This window comes from Pseudomonas sp. R3-41, assembly GCF_054161485.1.
Genome location: NZ_CP096421.1, coordinates 6419061 through 6436476, shown reverse-complemented (window position 1 = coordinate 6436476; position 17416 = coordinate 6419061). Strand labels below are relative to the sequence as shown.

Annotated in this window: 18 protein-coding genes; 16 read left to right on the top strand and 2 right to left on the bottom strand. The window is 61.8% G+C overall.

The genetic code is table 11. The features are described 5' to 3' along the window. The first annotated feature begins 123 nt into the window (after nucleotides 1-123). The 14 genes from hemE (at nucleotide 124) to gspM (ending at nucleotide 12976) form a co-directional block, all read left to right on the top strand. Nucleotides 124-1191, top strand: coding sequence for a uroporphyrinogen decarboxylase (gene hemE / locus M1D99_RS27805; protein ID WP_434572880.1), 1068 nt, complete (start codon nucleotides 124-126; stop codon nucleotides 1189-1191). 328 nt (nucleotides 1192-1519) lie between these two features. Then, on the top strand, nucleotides 1520-2983 hold the full coding sequence (gbpA, locus tag M1D99_RS27800) for an N-acetylglucosamine-binding protein GbpA (protein ID WP_434572878.1): 1464 nt from the start codon (nucleotides 1520-1522) through the stop codon (nucleotides 2981-2983). A gap of 67 nt (nucleotides 2984-3050) precedes the next feature. Beyond that, nucleotides 3051-3599 carry a cytochrome b gene (locus M1D99_RS27795; RefSeq protein ID WP_434572876.1) on the top strand — a complete coding sequence of 183 codons (549 nt, stop codon included), beginning with the start codon at nucleotides 3051-3053 and terminating at the stop codon, nucleotides 3597-3599. Then, the gene (locus M1D99_RS27790; RefSeq protein WP_434572874.1) at nucleotides 3596-4123 is read left to right on the top strand and encodes a type II secretion system protein N; all 528 of its coding nucleotides are present in this window, start codon (nucleotides 3596-3598) and stop codon (nucleotides 4121-4123) included. The genes M1D99_RS27795 and M1D99_RS27790 overlap by 4 nt, the downstream gene beginning before the upstream one ends. Before the next feature lie 8 nt (nucleotides 4124-4131). After that, nucleotides 4132-6057, top strand: a complete 1926-nt coding sequence (gspD, locus tag M1D99_RS27785) for a type II secretion system secretin GspD (protein WP_458131105.1) — start codon at nucleotides 4132-4134, stop codon at nucleotides 6055-6057. Then, nucleotides 6054-7526, top strand: a complete 1473-nt coding sequence (gene gspE / locus M1D99_RS27780; RefSeq protein ID WP_458131104.1) for a type II secretion system ATPase GspE — start codon at nucleotides 6054-6056, stop codon at nucleotides 7524-7526. The genes gspD and gspE overlap by 4 nt, the downstream gene beginning before the upstream one ends. Nucleotides 7527-7530: 4 nt before the next feature. Further along, a complete protein-coding gene (gene gspF, locus M1D99_RS27775) occupies nucleotides 7531-8739 on the top strand; it encodes a type II secretion system inner membrane protein GspF (protein ID WP_434572871.1) in 1209 nt (402 codons plus the stop codon). Nucleotides 8740-8742: 3 nt separating this feature from the next. Next, nucleotides 8743-9201: a type II secretion system major pseudopilin GspG gene (gene gspG / locus M1D99_RS27770; RefSeq protein ID WP_434572869.1), complete on the top strand. Its 459-nt coding sequence runs from the start codon at nucleotides 8743-8745 to the stop codon at nucleotides 9199-9201. Between the two features lie 2 nt (nucleotides 9202-9203). Then, the gene (gene gspH / locus M1D99_RS27765) at nucleotides 9204-9671 is read left to right on the top strand and encodes a type II secretion system minor pseudopilin GspH (protein WP_458131103.1); all 468 of its coding nucleotides are present in this window, start codon (nucleotides 9204-9206) and stop codon (nucleotides 9669-9671) included. Beyond that, complete coding sequence (gene gspI, locus M1D99_RS27760; RefSeq protein WP_458131102.1) at nucleotides 9664-10050, top strand: type II secretion system minor pseudopilin GspI; 387 nt, start codon at nucleotides 9664-9666, stop codon at nucleotides 10048-10050. The genes gspH and gspI overlap by 8 nt, the downstream gene beginning before the upstream one ends. Next, the gene (locus tag M1D99_RS27755; protein ID WP_434572863.1) at nucleotides 10043-10576 is read left to right on the top strand and encodes a type II secretion system protein GspJ; all 534 of its coding nucleotides are present in this window, start codon (nucleotides 10043-10045) and stop codon (nucleotides 10574-10576) included. Before gspI ends, M1D99_RS27755 begins: the two co-directional genes overlap by 8 nt. Then, nucleotides 10573-11418 carry a type II secretion system protein GspK gene (locus tag M1D99_RS27750; protein ID WP_458131101.1) on the top strand — a complete coding sequence of 282 codons (846 nt, stop codon included), beginning with the start codon at nucleotides 10573-10575 and terminating at the stop codon, nucleotides 11416-11418. Before M1D99_RS27755 ends, M1D99_RS27750 begins: the two co-directional genes overlap by 4 nt. After that, a complete protein-coding gene (gene gspL / locus M1D99_RS27745) occupies nucleotides 11418-12521 on the top strand; it encodes a type II secretion system protein GspL (protein ID WP_434572859.1) in 1104 nt (367 codons plus the stop codon). Before M1D99_RS27750 ends, gspL begins: the two co-directional genes overlap by 1 nt. Then, entirely contained in the window at nucleotides 12521-12976 is a 456-nt protein-coding gene (gene gspM, locus M1D99_RS27740; protein WP_458131100.1) for a type II secretion system protein GspM, read from the top strand. The genes gspL and gspM overlap by 1 nt, the downstream gene beginning before the upstream one ends. A gap of 211 nt (nucleotides 12977-13187) precedes the next feature. Here gspM and M1D99_RS27735 read toward each other — a convergent pair whose 3' ends face one another. Beyond that, nucleotides 13188-14444: an MFS transporter gene (locus tag M1D99_RS27735; protein ID WP_434576636.1), complete on the bottom strand. Its 1257-nt coding sequence runs from the start codon at nucleotides 14442-14444 to the stop codon at nucleotides 13188-13190. A 141-nt stretch (nucleotides 14445-14585) separates the two neighbouring features. Here M1D99_RS27735 and M1D99_RS27730 point away from each other — a divergent pair, with 141 nt between their 5' ends. Together M1D99_RS27730 and M1D99_RS27725 are read left to right on the top strand one after the other, a co-directional pair. Continuing rightward, nucleotides 14586-15491: a LysR family transcriptional regulator gene (locus tag M1D99_RS27730; protein WP_434572856.1), complete on the top strand. Its 906-nt coding sequence runs from the start codon at nucleotides 14586-14588 to the stop codon at nucleotides 15489-15491. A gap of 123 nt (nucleotides 15492-15614) precedes the next feature. Continuing rightward, entirely contained in the window at nucleotides 15615-16058 is a 444-nt protein-coding gene (locus M1D99_RS27725) for a DUF2846 domain-containing protein (RefSeq protein ID WP_186706062.1), read from the top strand. A gap of 145 nt (nucleotides 16059-16203) precedes the next feature. Here M1D99_RS27725 and M1D99_RS27720 read toward each other — a convergent pair whose 3' ends face one another. After that, nucleotides 16204-17181, bottom strand: coding sequence for an alpha/beta fold hydrolase (locus M1D99_RS27720; RefSeq protein ID WP_458131099.1), 978 nt, complete (start codon nucleotides 17179-17181; stop codon nucleotides 16204-16206). Nucleotides 17182-17416: the final 235 nt, after the last annotated feature.

Genomic DNA, 17416 nt, shown 5'->3' with positions numbered 1-17416 from the left:
GTGGTGTTAGAAGACTGTGTTGCACCGCGACAAATTGCCCCGATAGATAAAAGGCACGGCTCTTGCCGTGCCTTTTGCGTCGCGCTCTGAGAAAATGCCCGCACTTTTTTTCCGGATGCCGACATGACTGCCCTGAAGAACGACCGTTTCCTTCGCGCCCTGCTCAAGCAACCCGTAGACGTCACCCCGGTGTGGATGATGCGCCAGGCCGGTCGCTATCTGCCGGAATACCGCGCCAGCCGCGCCAAGGCGGGCGACTTCATGAGCCTGTGCATGAACCCGCAGTTCGCCTGCGAGGTCACGATGCAGCCGCTGGACCGCTACCCGCAGTTGGACGCGGCGATCCTGTTCTCCGACATCCTCACCATTCCCGATGCCATGGGCCAAGGCCTGTACTTCGAGACCGGCGAAGGCCCGCGCTTCAAGAAAGTCGTCAGCACCCTGGCCGACATCGAAGCCCTGCCGATTCCCGATCCGCAGAAGGACCTGGGCTACGTCATGGATGCGGTCAGCACCATTCGCCGTGAACTCAACGGCCGTGTGCCGCTGATCGGTTTCTCCGGCAGCCCGTGGACCCTCGCGACCTACATGGTCGAAGGCGGCTCGTCGAAGGACTTCCGCAAGACCAAGGCGATGCTCTACGACAACCCGCAAGCCATGCACTTGTTATTGGACAAGCTGGCGCAGTCGGTCACGTCCTACCTCAACGGCCAGATCATGGCCGGTGCGCAAGCGGTGCAGATTTTCGATACCTGGGGTGGCAACCTGTCGGCAGCGGCGTACCAGGAGTTTTCCCTGGCCTACATGCGCAAGATCGTCAGCGGCCTGATCCGCGAGCACGAAGGTCGCAAAGTCCCGGTGATCCTGTTCACCAAGAACGGCGGCCTGTGGCTGGAAAGCATTGCCGAGGCCGGCGCCGACGCCTTGGGCCTGGATTGGACCTGCGACATTGGCAACGCTCGCGAGCGTGTCGGTCATAAGGTCGCCTTGCAAGGCAACATGGACCCGACCGTGCTCTACGCCAAGCCTGAAGCGATCCGCGCGGAAGTCGGGCGGATCCTGGCCAGTTACGGCAGTGGCAGCGGCCATGTGTTCAACCTCGGCCATGGCATCACCCCGGAAGTCGACCCGGAACACGCCGGTGCTTTCCTGCGGGCGGTGCATGAGTTGTCGGCGCAATACCACATTTGATTCCCCGTCACCCAGCCTGTCCGGACCCGTGCCGGACAGGATTTTTTTTGTCCGCTGTTAACCGTCCAACCTATAACCAGTCGATTATTTTTTGGGTTGTTTGCTTTTGTTTGTTGGGCATTTTTGTTCGTAAGATGTTTCTCTAATTATGTAAGGGAAATCGAATCAGAGATCATTCCTTCTATGTTGAGAGATTTATCCTACATAGAGAATCCATAAGTTTCTATAAAGTTCCGGGCACTTGTAAGGGCGGGCGCTGAGCAGTCCGGCGCGCCTTTCAAGCAGGCGGTGACACGTCTTTCATTTTGATGACTAGTCTGGAATTTATATGAAAAATAACTTCAACAAAGGCAATGTATTAACGGGGTGTGCGTCTTCATTAGTTCTGTTGTCGGCCCTGGCGGCATCCCAAAGTGTGCTGGCCCATGGCTTCGTCGAAGTACCGCCTTCTCGTGCGCTGTTGTGCAAGCAAGGTGTCAACCTGAACTGCGGCGGCGCGCAGTACGAACCGCAGAGTACCGGCGAAACCTTCAAGGGCTTCCCGAGTGGCGTCGGTGGTGCACCGCTGCAAGGCCCTGTCGACGGCAAAATCGCCAGCGGCGGCAAAGCCAATTTTTCTGCCCTCGATGCGCAATCTGCCACGCGCTGGCACCTGACTGAAATCAGGGACCGCAACATCACCTTTCAATGGCAATACTCCGCCGCGCACCCTGCGACCAAACACGAATACTTCATTACCCGCGACGGTTGGAACCCGAACGAAGCGCTCAAGCGCGCCTCGTTCGACAACACGCCGTTCTGCACGGTGGATGGTGGTCATCAACCCCCGGTAGCCGGTGCCCCACACAACTGCGTCATTCCTGACAGTAAATCGGGTCACCACGTCATCCTGGGCGTCTGGACAGTGGGTGATACCGATAACGCGTTCTATAACCCTGTGGATGTGAACATCCTCGCCGAAGCCGCATTGCCGGGCGGCTGGAAACCGGTGGGCAGCATTACCCCATCCACCCCGTTGCTGGCAGGGGACAAGGTCAAGGCCCGGGCATTCTCCGCCACCGGCGAAAATGCCCAATACAGCGTAGAGATCAGCATCGACAACGCCGAAGAAGGCGAGGCTGGAAACTGGTCGTTCAAACTGGCCGAAGCCATCAACAACGCCCATTCCCCGATTCGTGCCGGTGTTCGTGACGACGAAGGCAATATCACGCCGATCAAGGGCGCCAACAGCCTGTACGCCCAGGAAGAAAGCGGTGTGACCCGCTATGAAGTGCAACTGGACATGCAGGAAGACACGGGCGCCAGCTTGGGGATTTCCTCCCTGCAGCCAGAGTACGTACTCGACAAAGGTCGGGTCAGCATGGCGTTCGCCGCGCAGACAAACCGCCGGATGAACCTCGAAGCCACGTTGTTCGATGAGAAGAACAAGCAAGTGGGTGTCGTGAGCAAGGTGGGTGAAGGCAGCACTGCGCTGAGCCTGGACGTGCGCAGCGCCCCAGGGGTTCATACCCTGACGCTGGTGGGCACCACCGAAGACGGCCGCACCACGCGCCAGGAGACCCAGACGGTCACCCTGACCGGCGAGGGCGCCGACATCGAGTATGACTTCGTGTTCCCTGAAGGTGCCAACGACTACACCGCCGGCACGAAAGTGCTGCAGCCCAAGACTGACGAAGTCTTCGAATGCAAGCCGTTCCCCGCGTCCGGCTACTGCAAGCAGTACTCCCCGACAGCGAACGGCTTTGAGCCAGGTGTCGGTGCCTCCTGGCAGAGCGCCTGGGACAAGCTGTAAGTCCTGACAGGCATAGCCCCAGCCGATCCGTACGGGTTGCCTGGGGCTTTCAGATGAGAACGCAGTGATGTCTATTCCTTACTCCAGGCGACGTGTGCTGCTGCACTGGTTGTCGGCGGTCATTATCTTATGGGCGCTGGCGTCCGGTTTTTATGTGGCGTCCAACTCGGTATCCGCTTCGACCGAACAGTGGGTCGGCTCACTCAATGTGTCGCTGACGACGCTGTTCATTCCGTTTTTCCTATGGCGGGCCTGGCTGTTCGTTTGCGAGCTGGCGCCCCGTGGCGCGACGCTTTCATTGGACAAGCGGCTGGCCTTGGCGGTGCATGGGCTTATCTATCTGGTCATCGGTGTCGTACTGGTGACCGGTGTGCTGATGATGAAAAGCCCCATCAGTGTCTTTGGCCTCGTTCGATTCCCCCAGCCGTTGGCTGATCCGGTGTTGATCGACCTGGCCAACACCGTCCACAGGCTGTCTTGCGTGGTGCTTTCGATGCTCGTCGCGCTGCATCTGTGCGCGGTGCTCTGGCACGAGTTTTCCGGACGCCGGGTGGTGCGGCGAATGTCCTTCGCCAAGCCCAAGCCTGCGGGCACGATCCAGAGCGCACAACGGTGAGCCTGTATTTTCGGGTCGGCAGCCGTCTGCCGAAGCTGCTGCTGGTGCTCCTGCCGCTGCTGTACGGGATCTTCCTGGCCGGGCAAGAGTGGCGCTTTCGCCAGGTATTGGGTCGTGATGTGCCGGTGCTGACCACCCCGCCGGTGGCTCCTGTTCGCAACGTGCCCAACGTCCAGGCCGTGGCCACGGTGCTAGGCCTGGCACCCGAAGGTGCCCACGCCCCGAGCGCCGAACCGATTACGTTGCAAGCCAGTTTTGTCGCCGATCAAGGCTTGTCCCGGGCATTGCTCGCGGACGCTGCCGGCCCGCGCATTTATCAGGTGGGCGAGCGCTTGCCCAGTGGCAGCGTGCTGCGCCGGGTCGAGACCAGCCATGTGACGCTGTGGCGCAATGGACGTGAAGAGCGATTGGCCCTGCAACCGGCGGCCAAGCCCTTGTTGCGCCAGCTGGACCCCGAAGATGGGCGCCATGCGGCTATCCACTCCTCGCAATACCTACGCCCGGTGGCCGGGCAATTAGAGTGATCGAATTCATGAACAGCTTTATCCGGGGCCGTGTTTCGCGCGTCCTGTTCTGCCTCGCCGCGTCCTGCCTGCTGATGCCCGTCGGTTTACTGCAGGCCGAAGAGGCCCAGTGGCAACTGGCGATGAACAACGCGGAACTGCGCGACGTGGTCGAGGAGTTCTCAGCGATCCTGGGCAAGACCGTGGTGCTCGATCCCCGCGTGTCGGGGCGTATCACCGTCATGTCCCGCGAGGCGCTGGACCGCGAAGGTGTGCGTCGGTTGTTCTATTCGGTCCTCGATGCGCATAACTTCACGGTGATCGACGAGGGCGAGCGCATCCTGATCACCCCGGTCAGCGATGCCAAGACGCGCGCCGCAATCGCGGATGCAAAAAACGCCACGCCGTCGCAGTTCGTCACCCGGGTCCTGGACCTGCAATCAAGCATCGCCGCCGACGTCGCCGGGTTGATCCGGCCCCTGGTGTCGGCCAATGGTTACGTCGGCCCTTCGGTATCGTCCAACGCCCTGGTGGTCACCGACACCGCTGCCAATGTCCAGCGCCTCGCCGACGTGGTTCGGCAGTTGGACTCAGGGCGCAACCGCAATCATCTGGTGGTGCGGTTGCGGCATGCCCAGGCCGGGGACATCGCGCCGCTGATGGAAGCCTCCGTCGGCAAGCGCGAGGGTGACATGGCGGGCGTGGTGATCGCTGATGCCCGCAGCAATCGACTGGTGATCATCGGCCCGCCGGCGGTGCGCCAGCGCCTGGTCGACCTGGCCCGGAGCCTGGATGTCCCGGCTGCGGCATCCCAGGACAACGCCCGGGTCATCCGCCTGCGCCACAGCGATGCCAAGCAATTGGCCGAAGTGCTGGAAGGCGTCGGGCAGGATAAAAAAACCACACCGGCACTCGCTGGCCAGCGAGACATTGCCGCCACCCGCCCGTTCATGATCAAGGCCGATGAAAGCCAGAATGCCCTGGTGCTGATCGCCGAGCCGGCCCAGATTCGTATCATTGAAAACATCGTCCGTGAACTGGATCAACCTCGGGCCCAAGTGCTTATCCACGCGGCCATCGTGGAGGTTTCCGGGGACATTACCGAAGCCTTGGGCGTGCAGTGGGGGCTCGACAGAGGCAGCGCGACCGGGTTTATCAACTTTCCGGGTACCGACATCCCGATTATCGGCAACCTGAACCTCAGTGAGCTGGATAAAGGACCGGAAGGTGCGATCCTGCGGCTGGGCGGCGACCGCTTCAGTGCGCTGATCTCGGCGCTGGCGAGCAACACTCACAGCAACCTGCTGTCCACCCCCAGCCTGCTGACCCTGGATAACCAGGAAGCGGAAATCATCGTGGGCCAGAACGTCCCGTTCAAGACGGGCTCCTACGCCACCAGTGGCAACGGCGCGGACAACCCGTTCACCACCGTGGAGCGCAAGGACGTCGGCATCAGCCTCAAGGTCAAGCCCTACATCAACGAAGGCTCGACCTTGCGCCTGGAAGTGGAGCAGGAGGTTTCGGACATCGCACCGTCTGTTTCCGGCGTGGACTCCTCCGACCTGATCACCAACAAGCGCGCCTTGAAGAGCACGATCCTGGCGGACGACGGCGAGATCATCGTGATTGGCGGCCTGATCCGCGACAGTGTCCGCACCCAGCAAAGCGGTGTGCCATTGCTGCGCAGCATTCCGTATTTGGGTGCGTTGTTTCGCTGGAACCGCGACACCCAGACCAAGAGCAACCTGATGGTGTTCCTGCGCCCGACCATCGTGCGCAGCAACGAAGACCTTGCCGAGGTCAGCCGCCAGCGCTATGACGCGCTTCGGGAGTTGAGCAAGCCCGGCTCGCGAAAAAACAATTCGCTGCTGCTGCCCCGGGACGCCCGCCAGCTGTTCGAGTCATCCACAGATGCCGCGGCGGTTGATCCGCAACAGCGCTCGGGTGCCCTGTGACTGAACCGCAAGCCCCGTTGCCCTTTGGTTTCGCCAGGCGCTTGGGCGTGATGCTGGAAGGTGCGGGGCCGACGTTGAGCCTGGTCATGCGCCGCGATACACCGCTCACCACCGTGGCCGAAGTGCAGCGTCTGTGCGGGCGGGACTTGCCGATCCAGATACTGGAGCCGGCACAGTTCGCTGCGCGCCTGGCCAGCGTCTATCGCCAGGGCCAGAGCGCCGCCGAACAGGTCGCCCAAGGCCTGGACGAGGAACTGGACCTGCTCAGCCTGGCCGACCAGATGCCGCAGACCACCGACCTGCTGGAGCAGCAGGGCGATGCGCCGATCATCCGGCTGATCAATGCGCTGCTCAGCGAGGCCGTCCGCGAACACGCCTCGGATGTGCACCTGGAAACGTTCGAACAGTACCTGTCGGTGCGCATGCGCATCGACGGTCAGTTGCAGGAAATGCTCCGGCCACGCCGGGAACTGGCGAACCTGCTGGTGTCGCGAATCAAGGTCATGGCGCGTCTGGACATCGCCGAAAAACGCGTGCCCCAGGATGGGCGAATGGCGTTGCGCCTGGCCGGGCACGAGGTCGATGTGCGGGTCTCGACCCTGCCTTCGGCCCATGGCGAGCGCGTGGTGTTGCGCCTGCTCGACAAGCAGGCCGGGCGCCTGGAGCTGCAGCGCCTGGGCCTGCCCGACGACACCTTGGCGAGTCTGCGCCAGTTGCTCGGCAAGCCCCACGGCATCGTGCTGGTCACCGGGCCCACGGGGTCGGGGAAAACCACCAGCCTGTACGCGGCGCTGAGCAGCATCAATGACCAGAGCCGCAACATCCTCACCGTCGAAGACCCCATCGAATATCACTTGCCGGGCATCGGCCAGATGCCGGTCAACCCGAAAGTCGACATGACCTTCGCTCGCGGTTTGCGGGCCATTTTGCGCCAGGACCCGGACGTGGTGATGGTCGGCGAAATACGCGACCGCGAGACCGCCGAAATCGCCGTCCAGGCGTCGCTGACCGGGCACCTGGTGCTCTCGACCCTGCACACCAACACCGCCGTCGGCGCGGTCACGCGGCTGGTGGACATGGGCGTGGATGCCTATCTACTGGCGTCGTCCCTGGCTGGCATCGTCGCCCAGCGTTTACTGCGTCGTCTGTGCCCGTCCTGCAAGACGCCCTATGTGGCGGACGCCGCCACCTGCCGGCGCCTGGGCCTCGACGCCACTGCCGCGCCCCGGTTGTTCAAGGCCCGGGGCTGCGAGCACTGCCAGAAAGGCTACCGCGGGCGCTTCGGGATCTATGAGCTGGTCAATGTCAGCGCCGCCCTGTCGCAACTGATTCATCAGGGCGCCACCGAGCATGTGCTGGCCGCCGAGGCGCGCAAGACCTCCCGCAGCCTGTTCCAGGACGGTCGCCAGCGGGTGCTGGAAGGCCTGAGCAGCGTCGACGAACTGCTGCGTATCACCCAGGAGGATTAGCACCATGCCGACCTTCGACTATCGGGCCGAAGACGCCCAGGGCCGCCGCTGCAAGGGCCGTGTGGAAGCCGACAGCCCGCGCCATGCTCGCCAGTTGCTGCGCGAGCGCGGCTTGCTGCCCAGCGAACTGGCTGAAGCCAAGGAACCGCGAACCTTGGGCGGGCGGCATGCCGGAGCGCGTTTGAGCCCGGCGGATCTGGCATTGCTGACGTTGCAGTTGTCCACGTTGATCCAGGCCGGCCTGCCCCTCGAAGAATCCCTGGGAGCGGTGGCGCAACAGAGCCAGAAGCGCCGCGTCGCCCACCTGCTGGCGGCGGTGCGCAGCCGGGTGATGGAAGGCCACGCATTGGCGACGGCCCTGAGGGGCTTTCCCCAGGCCTTCCCCGAGCTGTTCTGCGCCACGGTCGCGGCGGGCGAGCAATCCGGGCACCTGGGGCAAGTGTTGGAGCAGCTGGCGAGCTACACCCAAGCGCGGCAGGCATCGCGCCAGCGCATTCAACTGGCGTTGGTGTATCCACTGATCCTGATGCTGGCCTGTGTCGCGATTGTTGGCTTCCTGCTGGGCTACGTGGTGCCAGATGTGGTGAAGATTTTCATCGACAGCGGCCAGCCATTGCCTTGGCTGACCCAGGCGCTGATCGCCGTAAGCGATGGCTTGCGCCGCTATGGCCTGTTGATGCTCGGTGCGCTGGCCGGGCTGCTCGGGCTGTGGCGTTGGAGCCTGCGCCAACCGGCGTGGCGCCTGCGCTGGCACCGTGTGTTGCTGCGGCTGCCGGTGTTGGGCGAAGTGCTGCGGGCGATGGAAGCGGCCCGATTCGCCAGCACCCTGGCGATCCTGAGCAAAAGCGCCGTGCCTTTAGTGGATGCCTTGCACATCGCCGCGCAGGTGATCGGCAACCTGACGATCCGCGCCCGCATGGCCGACGTCGCCCGTTCGGTCCGCGAAGGCGGGACGCTTACGCGTGGCCTGGAGCAGGGCGGCGATATCCCGCCGTTGATGCTGCACATGATCGCCAGCGGTGAGCGGGCCGGCGAACTCGACAACATGCTCGCCCGGGCCGCCGAACAACAGGAAGCCAGCCTCGCGGCGCGTATTGCGCTGGTGGTGAGCCTATTCGAACCGGCCATGTTGGTGTTGATGGGCGGCGTCGTGCTGCTGATTGTCATGGCCATTCTCCTACCGATCCTTAGTCTCAACCAATTGGTGAATTGACCGATGAAACTCCAAAGCAACCGATCCGCCCGTCATCCACAACGCGGCTTCACCCTGATCGAAATCATGGTGGTGGTGGTCATCATTGGCGTGCTGGGCGCCATCGTGGTGCCGCAGGTCATGAGCCGCCCCGACCAGGCCAAGGTGACAGCCGCCCGTACCGACATCCAGGCAATCGCCACGGCCCTGGAAATGTACCGTCTCGACAACTTCCATTACCCCTCGACCCAACAAGGCCTGGAGGCGTTGAGCAAGCGCCCGTCCGGCACGCCCGTGGCGAGGAGCTGGAACCCTCAAGGTTATCTGAAAAGCCTGCCGGTCGATCCCTGGAGCACGCCCTACCAGTACCTCAATCCCGGGCACAAATCCCTCGATGGCGGCTATGACCTCTATTCCCTGGGCGCCGATGGCGTGTCGGGTGGTGAAGGGATGGCGGCCGACATCGGCAATTGGGTCGAGTGAACATGCAGCATCGTTGCCGGGGTTTCACCTTGCTGGAGCTGATGGTCGTCATCGTCTTGATCGGCGTCCTGGCGGGCATGGTCCGCTTCGCCACGGGACCGAGCCCGGCGCGTGAAGCCCGGCAGCAGGCCCGGGAATTTGCCGCAGTAGTGCAGCAGTTGCGCGAGCGGGCGGTATTGGACGGGCAGGAATACGGGGTGCGTGTGCAGCCCGACGGTTATCAGGCGTTGCGGCTCGAAGCCCAGGACTGGACGGCGGTATCGGCGTTGCATCGATTGCCCGAGGGCCTGACGCTCGGGCTGGAGCAGGAGGGTCATGTCCTGCGCCTCGACGACGTTCAAGGCCCGCCGCAATTGCTGATGCTCAGCAGTGACGAGATCAGCCCGTTCAGGCTGCTGATCAAAGTCGCTGGGCAGGCGATTGCCCGGGTCTCGAGTGATGGTCTGGCGGAGCTGCTGATCGATGAGTAACGCGCGCAGGCAGGCCGCCGGTTGCCAGGGTTTCACGCTGTTGGAAGTCATGATTGCCCTGGCGATTTTCGCGACGCTGGCGGCGGCCGTGCTTTCGGCCAGCCAGTTCGCGCTCAAGCAAAGCGCTAGCCTGGAGGACCGTCTGTTCGGCGCCTGGCTGGCGGACAATCAGTTGAGCGAACTGCGCCTGCAAGCTATCACGGCGCCCGGACAACAGCGACTGAGCCGGTACCTTGATCGCCGCGATTGGGTCTTGCAACAGCGGATTGCCCCGGCCCGTGATGGGCGGCTGTTGCAGGTCGAGATCCAGGTTAGCCGCGGCGATAGCGCGACCGTCGCGCACCGCACCATTGGGTGGATCCGAGGCCATCATGAATAAGCAGTCGGGTTTCACCTTGTTGGAGCTGGTCATCGCCATCGCCATTTTTGCCTTGCTCGGCCTGGCCAGTTGGCGGCTGTTCGATGGCGTGGTGCGGACCCAGCAGGGAGCCGGTCAGCATGAGCGCGACATCCGGGCCTTGCAGCGTGCTGTCGGCGTGATCGAACGGGATGTGTGGCAGGCGGTTGTCGACTCGGTCGTGCTCGCGCCGGGGCACTTGCGGTTGCAGCGCAGCCATTGGCGCAATCCATTGGACCAGCCGCGCAGCGAACGGCAAGCGGTGAGCTATCAGCTCCAGGGCGGTGCGTTATGGCGCGAGAGTGTCGGTGAAGGCACGACGCTTGCGCAGCGGCAGAAACTGCTCGACGACGTCCACAGCCTGAGCTGGCGCGCATTCGATCGCCAGCGGGGCTGGCACCGCGAAACCGCGAGGGGCAGCGCGCCGCTGGCGCTGGAATTGATCGTGTCGGCGGGGCGTTTCGAGCAGGTCCGTCGAGTGTTGCTGTTGCCAGAGGCGCTGCCATGAAGCGCCAACGCGGCGTGGCGCTGATCAGCGTGCTGCTGGTGCTGAGCCTGGCCTTGCTGCTGGTCGGTGGCCTGTTGCGCAGCCATCGCCTGTTGTTGCACAGCAGTGCGCAGCAACTGCAACAGGTCCAGTTGCGGCAACTAGGGTTGGCGGGTGAAGACTGGGCGCGGGTGGTGTTGGAAGGCAGTGGGATCACGTCGTCCGGGCCCGTTGACCTGAGCCAGGATTGGGCTCGGCTCGAGCCCGTGTTGGAGGTGGATGGCGCCGAGCTGCGCATCGCTATCGAGGATTTGTCCGGGCGCCTGAATCTCAACACGTTGCTGGCGCTGGGGCAAATCGATCAGGTCAGCCTCGATCGCTGGAGTCGCCTGCTGGCCTTGCTGGATCTGCCGCCACTGACGTTGCCCCAGGTCGGGCCGGTTCAGGAGTTGAGTCAATTGCGTCTGCTGCCGGGCGTCGACGGCCAGACGCTGCGGCGCCTGGAGCCCTGGGTGGTGTTGCTGCCCAAGGACGCGCGGCTGAACATCAATACCGCCTCGCAGCGTGTGCTGATGACCCTCGATGGGATGGAAGCCGGGCCCACCCAGGCATTGGTCAAGCAACGTCGTCACGTGCCATACGCCAGCGTGCAGGCGTTTACCAACGACCCGTTGCTGTCCGGAGTCGGCCTCAACAGCCATGGGTTGGGCGTGGGCAGCCGCTGGTTTCGAATCACTGTGAGCGTGATCCATGCCGACAGCCGTCTGCGCCTGACCTCGGATATCGAGCGCGATTCTGTTAGTGGACGCTGGACGGTTCGTCAGCGTCGTTTCTTACCCTTCAACCCCAGCGAGTTTCCTTGATGAAAGCCTGGCTTTACCTGACCGCCGAAGGGCTGGACGCGCCTTGCGCCAACTGGCCGTGCTGCGTGTGGTCGCCCACCGGCGAGCGTCGTCGCCTGCCGTTGCACGAGGCGGCCGGCGAGTTGAACGGCCGGCCCGTCGACGTGCTATTGCCGATGGAAATGTGCAGCTGGTTGCGCAGCGATCCATGGCCGTCTCGACGCCACCCTCGGCCCCAGGCCCTGGCGTTCGCCATCGAAGAGCAACTGAGTGAAAACCTGGAGGCGCTGCACATCAGCATCGGCCCGCGGGACCGTCAGCACCGCTATCCGCTGATGGTGACGGCGCGGGCGCGGTTCCAGGCGCTGTTGGCGCTGCTTGCCGAACAAGGCATCGATACCCGTGCGGTGCATGTCGATGCTGATCTGATTGCTGATGACCAGGCGTTTGGGGTGCGCTGGTTCGGGCGCTGGCTGTTGGGTGGAGGACTGTCGGCGCGGTTGTCGTTGTCGGTACAAGGCTTGGCAACGCTCAAGCCTGGCTTGCCTGAGGAGATGCACTGGCTGGACGAGGACCGTGACTGCCAAGGCATCGATGAGTGGCTGTTGAGCACGGGCGGACATCCCATTGACCTGTTGCAAGGCGAGTTCCGTCGGCGCCGCCAACCGCTGCCGTGGCGGGGCACCTCGGTGGCTGCGCTAGGCGCGTTGATGCTCACCTGGACCTTCAGTGAAGCGCGCATAGGCTTTCTTGAAAGTGAAACCCGGCGTCTGTACGTCCAAAGCGAACAGCGATTCAGGTCGTTGCATCCGGAGCAGGAGCGGATCGTCGACCTGGCGGCGCAGTTCCAGGCATTGCAGAGCCGGCGTGGGCCAGGTCCGGACACTCAGGTTGCGCATCTGACCCGTCTGACCGAGCAGGTCATCGGTGCCAGCACCGTTGAGGTGCAGCGCATCGATTTTCGCGAAGGCGAAGGCTGGAAATTCCAGCTGACGGCGAACAGTTTTGTCGAGCTTGAACAACTGCGTGAACGCGGACAGCAAAACGGATTGCCCGTCTCCCTGGGCAGCGCCAGCAAGCAAAACAACCGCGTGCAGGCCATCCTCACACTGGAGAGCCGTTGATGAACATCGATGGATGGCGGCTCTTGAAACAGGCCTGGGGAAACCTGTCGCGCCGAGAGCAAGGGTTGTTGCTGGGGCTTGCCGGATTGTTGTCGGTGGCGCTGGCCTACACCGCGATTTGGCAACCGACCCGGCAACGACTGGAAGTTGCCGAACGACAGCATCGCCAACAAGCCGAACTGAACGCCCGGATCCAGCGCGCCGAACCCAGCCGGGAAACAACGGCCGGCACCCGGCCCTTGTCGGTGCGCGTCAACGAGAGTGCGACGGCGGCGGGGTTGGACATAGCGGAAATGGAAGTCGATGGCGACTCGTTGCGACTCACCGCCAGTGGTGACGCGAGTGCGTTGCTCCAGTGGTTGGATCAACAAGAGCGGGAGGGCGCGGGGCTTCGGTCGCTGACCTTGGAAGTGGAGAATGGTGTGTTGGGCGCGCGGGTGGTGTTGCGTCAATGACCGACTGATTGCACAACAACTTTTGATCAAGAATATGAGCTTCTGTGGCGAGGGAGCTTGCTCCCGCTCGGCTGCGCAGCAGCCGAAGAGCGGTCTGCAGGGCTTACCTGTTGCACCGCGGTGTCTGTTTTTGGGGCGGCTGCGCCACCCAGCGGGAGCAAGCTCCCTCGCCACACAGTAGCCACGCTGTCCCAAAGGTGGATAACGATGGCTAGACCTGCACATTCCCCGGCAACAACGGCAATTTCGCCAGCTTCACCGCCACGCACAACGCAATCACCAGCAAGCCACCAATGAACAAACCGATCCCGTTCCAGCCGCCCAGGTGCCAGGCCACGCCGCCCGCCGTCCCTGCAACGCTGGACCCGGCGTAATAGCTGAACAGATAAAGCGACGAGGCCTGGCCCTTGGCCTTGAGAGCGCGGCGGCCGATCCAACTGCTGGCCACCGAATGGGCGCCGAAGAAACCGAAGGTGAACACCAGCATGCCCAGGATGACCAGCCACAGCGGCGTGGCCATGGTCAGCAAGAGGCCAGCGAGCATCAGCGCGATGGTCGCCCAGAGCATTTTGCGCCGACCGAGCTTGTCCGCCAGTGCGCCGACTTTTGCTGAGCTGTAGATACCCGACAGATACACCACCGACAGCAACCCGACGAAGGCCTGATCCAGATGATAAGGCTCGGCCAGCAGGCGATAGCCGATGTAGTTGAACAGCGTCACGAAGGCGCCCATCAGCACGAACGCTTCGAGAAACAACAGCGGCAAACCGGCATCGCGAAAGTGCAGGGTGAAACCGTCCAACAGACTGCGCGGGTGCAGGGAACGGGGACGGAAGTTGCGTGACTCGGGAAGAATCCTCCAGAACACCGCCGCCGCAATCAGCGCCAGGCCACCTACCACCAGCATCGCGGTGTGCCAGCTGACAAAGTCGATCAAGACCCCGGCGATCAGGCGTCCGCACATGCCGCCGATGGCGTTGCCGGCGATGTACAGCCCCATCGCCAGGCCGATGTGCTTGGGGTGGATTTCCTCGCTCAGGTAAGTCATCGCCACCGCCGCCAACCCGCTCAACGACAGCCCGACCAAGGCGCGTAGCAGCAGTACACCGTCCCAGGTCGGCATCATCGCGCTGGCAATCGTGCACAGCGACGCGGCGAACAGCGCCGTGACCATCACCGATTTGCGGCCGATGCGGTCGGAAATCGGACCGGTGATCAACAGGCCGATGGCGAGCAGGCCGGTCGCCACCGACAAGACCAGGCTGCTCTGCGCCGCGTTGATGGAAAACTCCCTGGACAGCAGCGGCATCATCGGCTGCACGCAATACAACAGGGCGAAGGTCGCAAAGCCACCGCAGAACAGCGCCAGCACCGTGCGCATGAACAACGGCGTGCCCTTTTCGATGTAGATGTCCTTGAGTTCGGCGGCGAGGTCGTCCTGCGCACGCGGCGGAATTTCGTGGGCCAGTGGAGCGACAGCAGTTTTCACGGTGGACCTCGCAAGAGCACGATCAGGCAGGCAATGAAAAAAAGCATATAGCCGGCTAATGTTTCTATCCAATATATTGTTCGACCTGTTTAAGTCGTTAAACGACCTATTGGATGGCCCATGGAACTGCGTCACCTGCGTTACTTCATCGCTGTGGCCGAAGAACTGCATTTTGGCCGTGCCGCATTGGCCCTGGGCATCTCCCAACCGCCGTTGAGCCAGCAGATTCAAGCGCTGGAGCAAGAGATTGGTGCGCGGTTGTTCGAGCGTACCAATCGTCGGGTCGAATTGAGCGAGGCCGGGCGGTTGTTCCTCGAGGAGGCGCGACGGGTACTGGCCCAAGTCGAAAAGGCCGCCGACGTAGCCCGCCGTGCCCAACTGGGGGAGCTGGGCGAACTGAAAATAGGCTTCACCTCTTCGGCACCGTTCAATTCCACCATTCCCCAGGCGATTTTTTCATTCCGTCAACGCTTCCCGGCGGTGCACCTGAACCTGCGGGAAATGAGCAGTACCCAAGTCGCCGACGCACTGCTCGATGAAGTGATCGAGGTGGGCATAATGCGCCCGCTGCCCCTGCCCGACACCTTGACGGAAATCGAACTCAGCCGCGAACCGCTGGTGGCCGTGCTCAGCGCCAAGCATCCCTTGGCCCAAGGCAATGACGATGGTCTGTTCCTCTCGGCCTTGGCCCAGGAACCGTTTGTATTTTTCCCCCGCAGCTACGGCAGCGGCCTCTACGCTCAACTCCTGAGCCTGGCCCGCGACGCCGGTTTCAGCCCGCATTTCGCCCAGGAAGCCGGTGAAGCCATGACCATCATTGGCTTGGTCGCGGCGGGGCTGGGCGTTTCGGTATTGCCGGCGTCCTACCAGCGGATGCGTATCGATGGGGTGGTTTATCGCCCGCTACTCGACCCGGCGGCGGTGTCGGCGGTGTGGCTCGTGCAACGCAAGGACCAGCGTTCGCCGATGGCGGCGGCGTTTGTGGCGTTGTTGACCGATGGGGTGGCGTTACCTGTCTGGGCTTGAGGCTTGCTGTTGCCAGGCGCCATGGCAGCATCCACCCTTGGCCGGCATAGGAAGATTGCTTTAGTTTTCCAACGTCTCGGCCGATATTCAGTTGTTCGACCAACCCAATCATGGAGAAACAGGATGTTCAAGCAGTTGACCTTTACCGCCTTGCTGGCAGTCGCCGCGCTGACCACAGGGTGTGCTTCGGTAAAAATGGCGGATGACACCCAGGATGCGCAGGCGAAAACCTTCCAGACTGTCCCTGACAAAGCGAATATCTACGTTTACCGCAACGAGAGCATGGGTGCCGGGGTAAAAATGCCGGTAACACTCAACGGCAAAGCCGTCGGACAGACCGTTGCCAAGTCGTACTTGATGCTAACGGTACCGGCTGGCCAGCAGACGCTGGTCTCATCTGCGGAAAACGATTCAGAGCTCAAGCTCAGCGCAGAGGCCGGCAAGAACTATTTCGTCTGGCAGGAAGTGAAAGTGGGTTTCATCAAGGCTCGTAACAACCTGCAGGTCGTCGATGATAAAACCGGCCGTGCCGGCGTGGCGGAAAGCAAGTTGATTCAAGCGCAATAACCCGGCTGTCTTGATTCGTGCTGTTTGAGAGGGCGCCGAAAGGCGCCTTCCTCGTTCATGACTCCATCATGAACCTGGGGAGCTTTCTCTTTCGGTCATCCTCCAGACAGTCGCAGGCTTGTTGATTTGATAGTGGGCGCACTTGTCATTTTTTTATTGTGAGGAACGCCAGGATTGCCTCACTGGTCGCTTGCGTTTGCTCCTCCAGCACCCAATGGCCGGTATTGACCAATATCAATGAGTGCGGTTGTGTCGCAATGCACAGGGCCTGCTCGGCCAAGGTTTTTCCTCTCGAGTGGTCGCCGCCGATGGTGAGTAGCGGAACAGTCAATTTATGCTTGGCAAACGCCAGATTGTCGTTCGCGTCATGCTCTATCCAGGCTGCATAAAGCTTGAATGCCGCTTCCATGCGGCCTGGCCGGGCGTAGTCGTCTACCAATGCCTGTCGCACTTCATCGGACACTTTATCGTTGCCCTCGAATACAAAGTCATCAAAAAACATATCCAGGTAGGTTTTTTCATGCCCTTTGATCATGCCAATGGCCGTTTTGCCAAAGAAGCGAAAATGCCATTTGCTGGTAGTGCCCGCAGCAGGGTTTCCGTTATAAGCGTTTTCCCACCCGGGGATGCCTGGAATGAACCCATCCATCAATACGATGTGTTTCGTTTCATCCGGATACAGTGCCGCGTAGGCGTAGGCAACGATTAAACCCATGTCGTGACCTACGATATCGACCTGCTTGAAACCCAAGAGCGTTATCAGCTCATGTAAGTCATGCGCCATGCTTTTTTTATCGTAGCCACTGGCTGATACATCAGTTGCCCCCGCTCCACGATAATCAGGAATCACGGGCGTATAACCGGCACGCACCAACGTGCCCATCAACGGTTCCCAACTACGCCAACTGCCCGGAAAACCATGCACCAGCAAAATCGGGTGTTCACCGTCACCGCCCATAAGGTAGTGGAGGCGAATACCGTTCACGCACGCATAGCCATGTATAAATTCCGCACCGTCGACCACGACGCTGCCTTGTTCCGCAGAAGGTGATGTGGAGGGGTGTTTGCGAGACATGGCTGTGCGGCCCGACCAGGCTATTGTGCTCATCAATTTTTTATCCATGTTTGGACCAGATTAATTTTCTTGAGATGCGAGTTGCAGCTCATGAGGTCGAACAGTTTTATTGAGCGTTGACCTGGATAACGGCTAAAAGCCTGAAGCGATTGCGAAGCCCATCGAAACTGTCAGAGTTAACAGTTCCGACAAGCGGCAAAGAACGCTGCTTCGATTGGTATCAGCAGGACCGGGGCGGGACGAAAAGCTGTGTCGAATACCCTTCGATTGTAGGAAAACGCAC